The organism is Kitasatospora sp. NPDC054939, assembly GCF_053610105.1.
Window position 1 is genome coordinate 625 of the sequence record NZ_JBSGXP010000207.1, and the last position, 10,690, is coordinate 11,314.

12 protein-coding genes and 2 pseudogenes are annotated in these 10,690 nt (G+C 69.3%); 6 read left to right on the forward strand and 8 right to left on the reverse strand.

Annotation, left to right across the window (positions count from 1 at the left end):
• Window positions 1-116 precede the first annotated feature (116 nt).
• The gene (locus ACWGB8_RS35795; RefSeq protein WP_452217840.1) at window positions 117-338 is read right to left on the reverse strand and encodes a hypothetical protein; all 222 of its coding nucleotides are present in this window, start codon (window positions 336-338) and stop codon (window positions 117-119) included.
• 662 nt (window positions 339-1,000) lie between these two features.
• Between ACWGB8_RS35795 and ACWGB8_RS35800 the strand changes: the two genes are divergently transcribed.
• On the forward strand, window positions 1,001-1,378 hold the full coding sequence (locus ACWGB8_RS35800; RefSeq protein ID WP_452217841.1) for a peptidoglycan-binding domain-containing protein: 378 nt from the start codon (window positions 1,001-1,003) through the stop codon (window positions 1,376-1,378).
• Window positions 1,379-1,675: 297 nt separating this feature from the next.
• Here ACWGB8_RS35800 and ACWGB8_RS35805 read toward each other — a convergent pair whose 3' ends face one another.
• Together ACWGB8_RS35805 and ACWGB8_RS35810 are read right to left on the reverse strand one after the other, a co-directional pair.
• Complete coding sequence (locus tag ACWGB8_RS35805; RefSeq protein ID WP_452217842.1) at window positions 1,676-1,969, reverse strand: ATP-binding protein; 294 nt, start codon at window positions 1,967-1,969, stop codon at window positions 1,676-1,678.
• The gene (locus tag ACWGB8_RS35810) at window positions 1,966-2,145 is read right to left on the reverse strand and encodes a hypothetical protein (RefSeq protein ID WP_452217843.1); all 180 of its coding nucleotides are present in this window, start codon (window positions 2,143-2,145) and stop codon (window positions 1,966-1,968) included. Before ACWGB8_RS35810 ends, ACWGB8_RS35805 begins: the two co-directional genes overlap by 4 nt.
• Window positions 2,146-2,259: 114 nt before the next feature.
• Here ACWGB8_RS35810 and ACWGB8_RS35815 point away from each other — a divergent pair, with 114 nt between their 5' ends.
• Window positions 2,260-2,862 carry a transposase gene (locus ACWGB8_RS35815; RefSeq protein WP_452217844.1) on the forward strand — a complete coding sequence of 201 codons (603 nt, stop codon included), beginning with the start codon at window positions 2,260-2,262 and terminating at the stop codon, window positions 2,860-2,862.
• Window positions 2,863-3,166: 304 nt separating this feature from the next.
• On the opposite strand, the gene ACWGB8_RS35820 is transcribed toward ACWGB8_RS35815, so the two are convergent.
• From ACWGB8_RS35820 to ACWGB8_RS35830, 3 genes and pseudogenes are all read right to left on the reverse strand, one after another.
• The gene (locus tag ACWGB8_RS35820; RefSeq protein WP_452217845.1) at window positions 3,167-3,970 is read right to left on the reverse strand and encodes a hypothetical protein; all 804 of its coding nucleotides are present in this window, start codon (window positions 3,968-3,970) and stop codon (window positions 3,167-3,169) included.
• A 214-nt stretch (window positions 3,971-4,184) separates the two neighbouring features.
• Window positions 4,185-4,457, reverse strand: coding sequence for a hypothetical protein (locus tag ACWGB8_RS35825; RefSeq protein ID WP_452217851.1), 273 nt, complete (start codon window positions 4,455-4,457; stop codon window positions 4,185-4,187).
• 84 nt (window positions 4,458-4,541) lie between these two features.
• Window positions 4,542-4,913 (reverse strand): annotated as a pseudogene (locus ACWGB8_RS35830) (helix-turn-helix domain-containing protein); the annotation flags it as partial.
• A gap of 69 nt (window positions 4,914-4,982) precedes the next feature.
• Between ACWGB8_RS35830 and ACWGB8_RS35835 the strand changes: the two are divergent.
• Entirely contained in the window at window positions 4,983-5,483 is a 501-nt protein-coding gene (locus ACWGB8_RS35835; RefSeq protein WP_452217846.1) for an SMI1/KNR4 family protein, read from the forward strand.
• 118 nt (window positions 5,484-5,601) lie between these two features.
• Here the strand turns inward: ACWGB8_RS35835 and ACWGB8_RS35840 are convergent.
• Together ACWGB8_RS35840 and ACWGB8_RS35845 are read right to left on the reverse strand one after the other, a co-directional pair.
• Window positions 5,602-6,611: pseudogene (locus tag ACWGB8_RS35840) on the reverse strand (IS5 family transposase).
• Window positions 6,612-7,132: 521 nt separating this feature from the next.
• On the reverse strand, window positions 7,133-7,651 hold the full coding sequence (locus tag ACWGB8_RS35845) for a CinA family protein (RefSeq protein WP_452217847.1): 519 nt from the start codon (window positions 7,649-7,651) through the stop codon (window positions 7,133-7,135).
• A gap of 387 nt (window positions 7,652-8,038) precedes the next feature.
• Here ACWGB8_RS35845 and ACWGB8_RS35850 point away from each other — a divergent pair, with 387 nt between their 5' ends.
• From ACWGB8_RS35850 to ACWGB8_RS35860, 3 genes are read left to right on the forward strand one after another with little or no spacing between them, the layout of a single operon-like run.
• Window positions 8,039-8,443 (forward strand): GntR family transcriptional regulator, encoded by a 405-nt coding sequence (locus ACWGB8_RS35850; protein ID WP_452217848.1) that lies wholly within the window; start codon window positions 8,039-8,041, stop codon window positions 8,441-8,443.
• Window positions 8,440-9,336 (forward strand): ABC transporter ATP-binding protein, encoded by an 897-nt coding sequence (locus ACWGB8_RS35855; protein ID WP_452217849.1) that lies wholly within the window; start codon window positions 8,440-8,442, stop codon window positions 9,334-9,336. Before ACWGB8_RS35850 ends, ACWGB8_RS35855 begins: the two co-directional genes overlap by 4 nt.
• A complete protein-coding gene (locus ACWGB8_RS35860) occupies window positions 9,333-10,343 on the forward strand; it encodes a transporter (protein ID WP_452217850.1) in 1,011 nt (336 codons plus the stop codon). Before ACWGB8_RS35855 ends, ACWGB8_RS35860 begins: the two co-directional genes overlap by 4 nt.
• Window positions 10,344-10,690 lie beyond the last annotated feature (347 nt).

Consider the following 10,690-nt stretch of genomic DNA (forward strand, 5'->3'; position numbering starts at 1 on the left):
TTTTGATCCCACACCCCCAAAACGCGCCCCGCATCGGGGGCCGGTCCCCCTTGCACGTGTCGCCCTCCCCGGCCGCCCGGCCCCCCCCCCGGCGGCCGGGCCGACGACTTCCCCGCCTACTCGGTGTCGGCCGCCGGGCGGGTCCGGCATGTCGCGCAGGCCCGGCTGGCCAGCGCCTGACGGTGGCACAGCCGGCGGATCGCGGCGAACACGTTCACCGCGCCCGAGAAGGCGAAGCCGATGGTGTGCACGGCGCGGCCGAGAACGGCGGCCTGCGGGCCGGACGGATCGGCGGCGGCCTCGGCGATGAACTGCAGGACGGTCTGTACGGGCGTCATGACGCCCCCCTTCAAAAGAGCAGTGTTCCTTCGCTCCTTCGAGATGCAGAGGGTCCACACCGAGCGTCTCCCGGACGTCGAGGCCGTCGGGGCTGTAGGTGGTGCGCGAGTCCAGCAGCCGGGCGCGGACCTTGGAGTCGGCCGGGAGGTTCAGCTCCGCGGCGTAGCTCGGCGTCCGGTGGGTACCGAGAGCGATGGCGCGGTTGGTGGCCTGACAGTTGCTCTGCTCGGCGGCCAGGTGGAGACTGTGGCGGGGCCGCCGTGCCGGGAATGCTAGATCCGCAGCTTGACCCTGACCAGGGCTTTGACCTGCGCCGGTCAGGGCGGTCGCGACGGCGAAAACCCCCTGCGGGCTCAGGTACCGCAGCAGTACGGCGCCGATGGCGTGATGAACTCGTACACGTTGTGTCTCTGATCTGTCGGGGAAACCCCAACGCCGAGAGGCTCGCATTTCGCAGGAACGGCAGCGGGACGTCTCAACTGTGCCTGTCACGTCGTCTCAAATCCCAGGTCAGCGCTTTGGGACGGATCTGGTCGCACTTCGGGCACAGAACCGACTTGTCCCGCCATCAGACCTTCAGTGATCCTTACGGAACCGAACCGAGATCTATGGCTCGCGAGCGGGCAAGCCCGCTTCGTGCCCGTACCTGTGGGGGGATCCAATGAAGCTCACGCATAGCACCGTCCTGCGTGGCAGCACCCTGGCAGCGGCATCCGCGCTGCTGCTGGCCCTGGCCGCGCCGACAGCCACAGCCAACCCCAACGCTCGCTACATACGCTACGGGGACTCCGGCCGAGCCGTTCAGTGCGTCCAGCATGCGCTCAACGAGTGGAACTACGACTTCAACAGGCCTTCCGATCTTGCCGAGGACGGGGTCTTCGGCAAGAACACCCTGAACATGGTCAAGTACTTTCAGGGAATCCAAGGACTCGATGCCGACGGTGTAGTCGGTCCCCGAACGGGCAACTATCTGGTTACTGAACTCGAGCACCTCGTATGGTGGATGGACTGCGGCGGGTACATTCCGACGCTGAGGTAGAGCCGCGACCAGGGCACTGCCGGCACTCACGGGATGATCAAGGTCTTCCGGTTGCTGCAGAGCTCCACGCACCGCGCGGGGGTCGGTGCCCATGCGGGCGGCGGCAGTCCAGTCGGCCCGGACCGCTTCGCGGCGGGCGGTGCCGGCGGGCGCAGCCGGGTCGAGGGGGACCGGCAGGGCGAGCTCGGCCCCCACGCACTTCCCGGTGCGGGTCGGGATGGTGCCCCACCGGTCGGCGAGAGCGGCCACCATCAGCAGGCCCCGGGCCGCGCGCGGCCTCGCTATCACCGATGCTCGTCACCGGGCGGGGGAAGGTGGCGGCTCGGTGTCGACCTCGATGCGCAGCCACTCCCCGTCCGGGGACAGCCACAGCCGGACCGGAATCCTGCCGGGGCCGGCGTGCAGGGCGGCGTTGGAAAGTAGTTCCCCCGCGGCGGTGACCAGGTCGTCCAGCACGGGGCCGGTGACGCCCCAGCCGGTGGCGACGGTACGCAGCACGGCCCGGGCCGGGGAGATGCACGCGCACCGTTCGGCCGCATCCCAGGCGGTGGCGGCCACCGTGACCCGGTAGACGCCGGCGGGGCCGGTCACCGCCCCCGGTCCCGGTTCTCACCCGGAGCCGAGCGGTACGCCGCAGCGCCGACAGCGACCGGGGTGGGCCGGACCACCGGGGCGGCGGAACGCTGCCGGGGCGGGCGCGGCTCGGCGGCCTGGCGCGGAGTCCGGTCGACCGTGCGGTGCCGGCGGCCCTTCTGCTTCTTGCTCATGGTGTCCTCACCGCGCGGCACCGGTGGTCGGCTTGCCGACTCGCCGCGCCAAGACGGAGGCCGCTTGCCGGGCGGCCGGGCTGTGTACGGGCCCGGCCGCCCGAGGGCTTCACCGTGCGGCGCACGGCCCCCGGGGGGTGTAGAGCCGGGCGGTGTGGAGCAGGCGCAGCCGCGCGCCCTGGTCGGGGCGCTCGGCGGGTTCAACGACCGGAGGCGGCCTCGGTCACCGGGACGACAGCGACGGCCTGGACGGGGATCAGTGCGACCCTGGCTCAGGTGATCATTGCTGAGATAGGCGTCGACATGAGCCGCTTCGCCACCGCTGGACACCTCGCCTCCTGGGCGGGCATGTGCCCGGGCAACAAGGAGTCAGCGGGCAAGCGGCTGTCCGGCCGCACCCGCCACGGCGACACCTGGCTCAAGACCGCGTTGTTCATGGCCGGCACCACCGCCGCCCGCGGCAAGAGCACCTACCTCGGCGCCCAGTATCGACGCCTTGTTCGCCATCGCGGCTCGAAACGCGCGATCGTAGCCGTCGGCCACTCGATCCTGGTCTCCGCCTGGCACATCCTGCACGGCCATGTCCCCTACCAGGACCTGGGCGCCGACCACTTCACCACCCGACTCGGCAAGGACCGCCATGCCCGTCGGCTGATCGCCCAGCTTGCCGCCCTCGGCCTGGACGTGACCGTCACCGCACGAACGGGCGCCGCATGAACCACAACCCCGCGCAGGTTCAGGTCATTTTCAAGAGAGGTGCCTTGCTGGTTGGGCCGGACGGAAGCGTAGAGAACTCCCATCCTCCCAGCTCAGCAGGCACCTCTCTGCGTCATCCCGCTTCCACGTCAGTCACAGCCCGGTGGATTCGGGCTGAGAGCCCAGGGGTTGACGGCGCTGTGCCGGGCAGGAACCTGTCGGCTTCGGCTTCCTGCGCCGACGGCGACAAGTGCCGTACCCCCACCAGGGCACTCACGCGGTTCACCGACCCAGAACCCCTACCGATTCAGATCAATAGAGCAGATCACGGCGCGAAGTACCAGCAGTACAGAGGCTGGCGAAGAACTTCTGCCGTGTGAGCCAGATCAGCTACCTCTATCAGAATCTCGACCGCTGTCCCTACCCGGACACCCTCGCCCTTTGTTGCGGCGGACTCGGCCCACGCAACCGCAGCCTCAACGAGACGGCCCCTGTGCGCCTGCGCCAACGCCGCGCACAGCGCCTCCGGGACTTCGAACACCGTGAAACCGTCATTCCTCATCGGCACAACAGCACGCAGCCCTGAATCCGCACCGCCGGTGAGGAGAACCTCCCAGCGCCTCACCGCATCGTCGGGAAAGAAACCCGCACACTCCAACGCGGGGTAATCATGAACCCGCTGCCGCAGCCCCACTTCAGCAGCCACCCCATCGCCCGGGGCCACGAAGAACTCAACAGAAATGGGCATAATCCGATTATTCCCGCGTACATCACTGAGATTTGTCTGCGTTCCAGATCGAGTCCGCACCTTGCTGCCCCGCACCAGAACAGCGACCGCACCCGGAGTGACCACGGCCGCGATTTGCAGCATATAAATCAGCGTGGGCGACGTCCCGTTATAACCCACTGGCACCTCGACCTGCGAGCCGTATACTCCGGCAACCAGGACAAAGAAGACTGACGCCCCCAGGATGCATCTGTCCCAGATTCTGTGATCAGAAGTACTACTGGGCAGCGTTGCAAACAGCCACCACGCCCCGCCAAGAACCAAGATCCCTAACAGGATATCGACCACCCCCAACCCGCTTCCATACCCGGCCGCACACAGCGGAAAACTCGCCCCGTTCATGACGCTGATCTCCCGAGGGCGACGATCGGGGCCTGACCGCCGGTTTCCCGGCTGAAGTGGGCCAGCCCCGCTCCCGCCCACCCCCGCTACCAGGGCGGTGTCGTTCTCGCGGAGTGTCCGGTTTGATCACGTGATGTCCAGGGTGGTGAGAGTCCGGTGGGCGTCGCGGTCGTGGCGGCGGAGGCCGGCGGCGATGTTGCGGTGGTCGGTGATGTCAATCCCCTGTAATCGTGGAGTCTTCCGCTATGCGGCCTGGGCCTCCTGATGGGCTTCGGCTCGTGCCTTGATGATGATCCGTTCGAACTCGACGGGTGGCAGCCCGCCGGCCGCGCTGTGCCGGCGGCGGGTGTTGTAGAAGTCGGGTGGCGATCTTCAGGCGGGCCTCGGTCCGGGTGGCGAAGCGGTGCCGGTGGACGTACTCGACCTTGATCGTGGAGTGGAAGCTCTCGGCGGCGGCATTGTCGAGCGCCGAGCCGACCCGCCCCATGGATTGCACCACGCCCAGCCGGTCGCACAGCTGGTTGTAGGCCGCGCTGGTGTACTCGCTGCCGCGGTCGCTGTGGAAGATCACGACCAGGAAGTCGGCCAGCTTGACCAGGCTCCAGGTCGAGAACGGCAGGCCGTGCTCGACCGGCTTGGACTTGGCGATCTTCTTGATCTCGCGCCGCTCGGGCAGCGTGAAGGTCCTGGGACGGCCGCCCTTGTACTTCGGGTAGAGCGAGTCGAAGCCGTCGGCGTTGAAGTTGTGGATCACGTCGCGGACTCGGTCTGCGCTGGTGAACGTCACCGCAGCGATCTTGTCCACTGGCATGCCCTGCGCGGACAGCAGCACCATCTGCGCTCGCCGCCAGGTCACCGCCGACCCGGTGCCCCGGCGAACGATTCGCAGCAACCGGCGCCCCTCGTCGTCGTCGATCTCCCGCACGCGCACACGTTCAGCCACGTGATCATTCTGGCCGCCTGAGCCGCTTCTGGCGGTTAACCGCAGCTCGTAGCTCCTACGATGCGAGTTATGGCTCGATCTGACGATGTGCAGCCCGCGTTCTGGGACGCCGGCAGCAACTACGGGGTGCAACAGCCGCTGACCGATCAGACTGTGCGGCAGGCCGAGCGACTGCTCGATGTCACGCTCCCGGCCTCGTTGCTTGATCTGTTGTGGGCTCAGAACGGCGGCCAGGTGACAGCCACTCGGAACGCTTTCCGCACAGACAGGGCGACCTCCTGGAGCGCGGACCACGTCCCGTTCGACCACGTGATGGGCATTGGCCACCGCGAACGCACGGTCTCGTTGCTCGACAGCCCCTACCTGGTCGAGGAATGGGGTCTGCCCTCGCCTGTCGTGCTCCTCTCGGGCGACGGACCCTGCTGGATCGCGCTGGACTACAGGGCGTGCGGCCGACACGGGGAACCTTCGATCGCGTGGTTCGACGCTGAAACCAGCGTGGAGTTGGCCCTCGCCCCGGACTTCAGGTCCTTCGTCGAGGGTCTCACTTCCGCCAGCGACTTCGACTGAATCGCCACCGACGCACACCCGGCTGACCTCGCGGAGAACGGGAAGGATCCCGCGCACGTCACTTCACGACAGGGCGAACGTTGCCTGATGCGGCACTAGGCGCTGTTCAGGGTTCGGATCATGTGGTTGAAGTGAGGAGCTTCAGCCACATGATCGATCCTCGGAGGTGGAGTCCGGCCTCGTAGCTCTCCGGGGACTTGTCGTAGCGGGTGGCGAGGCCGCGCCAGGTCTTGACCTTCTGGAAGAAGCGCTCGATGGCGTTGCGCTGTTTGTAGCGTTCGGGGTCGAAGGCGACCGGCCGTCCGCCGGCCGAGCCCCTCCTCTTCCGGTTGGGCTGCTGGTCGCTCTTCTCCGGGATGACGGCGGTGATCCGGCGGCGGCGCAGGTAGGCGCGGTTGGCTCGCGAGGAGTAGGCCCTGTCCGCCGCCACGGCGCCGGGTTTGGTGCGGGGCCGGCCGGCGGGGCCGCGGACGCGGATGCTGTTCAGCACGGTCTGGAACTTCGGGCAGTCCGCGGCCTGTCCGGGGGTGAGCACGAAGGCGAGCGGCAGTCCGGCGGCGTGGACCTTGCTGCTCAGCCCGCCTCGGGAGCGGCCGAGCCGGGCGGCCTTCGCCCGGGCTCTGCGGCGCCGGCGCTCCTTGGCGCGGTCATCGTCCGGCGCCGGATCGGGGCTGTCCGTGTCCGCGCCAGCCTGCGCTGGATCACCCGCAGCACCGGTGGTTGGTTCGGAAGCGGCGCCCCCTTTTCCTCGGTCAGTGCCTGCTCCAGGGCGTCCAGGGTCTCGCCGGCCACCGCCAGTCCGGCCGATTCGTGGTGGGCCCGCACGATGGTGGAGTCCACACTGACCAGCTCCAGGCCGACCTTGCCCTGGGCGGCGGCCTCGGCGATCAACGCGTCCATCAGTCCCTGGAACACCCCGGTCCTGGCCCAGTGGTTGAAGCGGGAGTAGACCGTGGACCAGGGCCCGTACCGCTCCGGGACGTCACGCCAGCCGCTGCCGGTGCGGAACCGCCACAGGACCCCGTTGAACTGGTCCCGCACCCGCCGCGGCAACGGCCCGGTGGCCGCCACCGGCAGGTGCGGCTCGATCAAGTCCCACTCGGCATCCGTCACATCGAATCGAGCCACCCCCGAGTTCTACCAGTCCCGACCGGCACCACACCGGACCTCACCAAGATCTGAACCCCGAACAGCACCTAATTCAGGCCGTCGTCGACGAAGCGTTCAACGAATGGCTCTGACACCCCGGCCGGTGGACGGCGAAGGCCGGACGCCGTCCGCGTCCGGCCTTCACAGTCTCCGGGGTCCACTCGAAGAACCCGGCGGGGACCAGCACGCACCCACCCCGGCTCTCGTAGAGCTTCAGGCCCACACAGGACCCCGCCACGCAACGCAACGGGCCCCCTTGAGGGGTGCTGGTCACAGGATGCCGCGGTAACCGCCGGTCTCCGTGCCGCGTCATCGTCGAGAAGGTCGCGGACGGCACACCCGTTGCGCCGACAGCCACGGAACCTTCCGCGTCGAGACCCTCGGGATCGCCGCCCAGCTGCTGGCGAACCCGGGTGGGCCGGACGCCATACCTGCCTGCCACCACCCCACTGCCCTGAACCCGGAGGGTCGGCGCGAAACGCAAGCACCTGCTCGCGCGGCTACGTGGGGGGTCGTAGCTCGTCGCGGAGGAGTTCCAGGGCCGCGAGGAGGGCCGCGTGCTGGATATCGTCCCGGTCCGTGCTGCCGGGGGTTGCCTGCGCGCCCATGGTCCTCTGCGGGCCGGCGACCGCGACGAAAACCGTGCCGACCTCGCATCCGTCCTGCGGTGCCGGTCCGGCGACCCCGGTGGTGGCCAACCCGTAGGTGGTGTGTGCAAGACGCCGGACGCCCTCGGCCATGCCGGCGGCAACCTCGGGATGGACCGCGCCGACCCGCGCCAGAAGGTCGCCGTCCACGCCGAGTAGCTCCGCCTTCAGATCGGTGGCGTAGGCGACGACCCCACCGCGGAACGCCGCCGACGCGCCCGGCGCCTCGGACAGCTGCGCGCACAGCCGCCCGCCGGTAAGCGACTCCGCCGCCGCGACGGTGTGCCCTGCCGCGGTCAGCGCTGCGGTGATCTGGCGGACCAGTATCCCGGCCCGGTCCAGACCGCTGCTGGCCGACTGTTCATGAGCCATGCCACCAGCCTGCGTCAGCCGACGGCGGCCGACCTGTCGAGGGCCAGATCGCGCCGGACGGGCCGCGAGCTACTACAGTCGCCGAGCCCGGCTGGGCCCGGTCGACCCCGCAGCCGACCGGGTCGGACACCTTGCTTCGCTCCGGGAAGCGGCCATCCGCCACGGCCGGCGTTGATTTCCGACGCGAGTTGTCGACAGTGCCCACCTGCGGGTTCGTGATCAAGTGCGCGAGTGTCGGCAGACGGTCGTTTCTCGACACCCGCGCGAGGTCTGGCGAGCGCCAACCATGCGCGGCTGACTTCCCTCGGTACCGGGCGGCTGGCGCCCGCAGTGCGAACCTTGCCGAGTGGTCGACGTAGAGGGCTATAGTGCTAGGCAACTAGATAAATGGAGGAACCGGTGATTGAGTTCCACCTGAACAGCCGGTCCGGCCTGTCCCCGTACCAGCAGCTGGTTCAGCAGGTGCGGCATGCCCTGCGCCTCGGCCTGCTGAAGGAGGGGGACCGGCTGCCGACGGTCAAGGACGTGGCGAAGCAGATGGCGGTCAACCCGAACACGGTGCTCAAGGCGTACCGGGAGCTGGAGCACGACGGCCTGGTGGCCGCCCGTCCCGGCGTCGGGACGTTCGTGACCCGGACGCTGGCCGACAGCACGCTCGCCGCACAAGGACCGCTGCGCAAGGACCTGCAACGCTGGCTGACCAAGGCCCGCCTGGCCGGGCTCGACGACGAGAGCATCGAGGCGCTGTTCATGAACACGTTTCGTAACGCCGCCGGAGAGGACGTAGCGTGAGCGCTGTCTTGCGAGCCCAGGGCCTGGGCAAGAGGTACAGGCAGCGCTGGGCGCTGCAGAACTGCGATTTGGACGTCCCCGCCGGCCGGGTGGTCGGCCTGGTCGGCCCCAACGGGGCCGGCAAGTCGACCTTGTTGAACTTGGCTTCCGGGATGCTGACCCCGACGGCCGGCACCATCGAGGTGTGCGGTGGCCGTCCTGCTGCGGGTGTGGAACAGCTGGCCAAGGTCGGCTTCGTCGCTCAGGACACCCCGACCTACTCCGCGCTGAGCGTCGCCGACCACCTCGACTTAGGCCGGCGCCTCAACCCGAACTGGGACGACGGCCTGGCGCGCGACCGGATCCGTCGCCTCGGTCTGGACCCCAAGCAGCGGGCCGGCAAGCTGTCCGGCGGCCAGCGCGCGCAGCTCGCGCTCACCCTGGGCATCGCCAAGCGCCCGGAACTCCTCATCCTGGACGAGCCGGTCGCGGCCCTGGACCCGCTCGCCCGCAGGGAGTTCATGCAGGACCTGATGGAGGCCGTCGCCGAGCACGAACTGAGCGTCGTGCTCTCCTCCCACCTGGTCTCCGACGTCGAGCGGACCTGCGACTACGTCATCGTCCTGGTCGACTCCCGGGTGCAGGTGGCCGGCGACATCGACGACCTGGTCGCCTGCCACCACCGGCTCACCGGACCGCGCCGGGACCCGGACACGCTCCCGGCCGGTCAGCACGTCATCACCGCCAGCCACACCGACCGGCAGACCACCCTCCTGGTGCGCACCGACACCGCGGTCCACGATCCGTCCTGGACCGTCAGTCCGCTCGGTCTGGAAGACATCGTCCTGGCCTACATGACCCGGCCCGCCGATGCGGTACGTGACACCCGACCCGCACTGGAGGTACTCCGATGACCTGGCTGACCTGGCGCCAGTTCCGCACCCAGGCTGCCGTGATGCTCGCCGCGGTGGCTGCCCTCGCCGCCACCCTCGCGGTCACCGGCCCGCAGCTGGCCGACCTCTACCGGACCGCCGGCAGCAGCCTGGTGGACCAGGTCTCCAGTTCGGACCAGACCCTCTACTACGCCGGACTGATGGTCGTGCTCGCCGTGCCGGCGGTCATCGGGATGTTCTGGGGGGCGCCGCTGATCTCCCGCGAACTGGAGACCGGCACCCACTACCTCGCATGGAACCAGGGCGTCACCCGCACACGCTGGCTGGCGACCAAACTGGGCCTCGGTGCGGCGGCCGCCATGACCGCCGCCGGACTGGCCTCGCTCGCGGTGAGCTGGTGGAGCAGCCCCATCGACCGGGCCGTCGACGGTGGCGGCGCGACGGACACGTACCTCCCGCGCATCGACCCCGTGGCCTTCGCCGCACGGGGTGTCGCCCCCATGGCGCACGCCGCCTTCGCCTTCGTCCTGGGCGTCGCCCTCGGCCTCGTTATCCGCCGCACCCTAGCCGCGATGGCCACCACACTCGGCCTCTACGCCGCCGTCCAGACCGTCGTGCCGATGTGGATCCGGCCCCACCTGGCTGCCACCGACCGGACCACCGTGCCGATCCGGCCCGGCGGCGCCCCCATCAGCATCCAGGACGGCGCCCGGCAGCTCGTGGTGCACCTCGAAGACGTGCCCGGCGCCTGGGTCACCTCCCAACAGACGCTGAACGCCGCCGGACGGCCGGCCGCGGTGCCGTCGTCCTTCGCCGACTGCCTGCACACCGAGTCGGGCCCGCCTGCCCTCCAGCAGTTCGAGCGGTGCCTCGCCGACCTCGGCGCCCAGGGCTACCAGCAGCAGGTGACCTACCAGCCCGCCGGGAACTTCTGGGCCCTCCAATGGGCCGAGACCGGGCTCTACCTCGTCCTCGCCCTGGCCCTGACCGGGTTCTGCGCCTGGTGGATCCGTCGCCGAGTGACCTGACAGACGGCAGTCTCACTACAGGAGTAACCGCGAGGGGCAGCCGGGCCCCGGCTGCCCCTCGCGGCGTCGACAGGCCCTCTCACCATTCAAGATCAATCTCGCCGATATCGTCGGCTGCCTCGTTGGCCCCCAAGGCCGGTACAGGCACGGGCCCGTCGGCACGGGATTCACCGCAGCTCCGCGAGGGTCTGCCCGGAGGCGTCCGGGGTGCGGGGACGGGGCACCGAGAGAAGCGGCGCGAGGTCGAGCCGCTTACTGACTTCGGCGCTTCAAGGTGACGGTGGCGGAAGGTCGAGGGAGAGTCCGGTCGCGGCGAGGAAGCCGTCCAGGACGTCGGCGCGGTACTG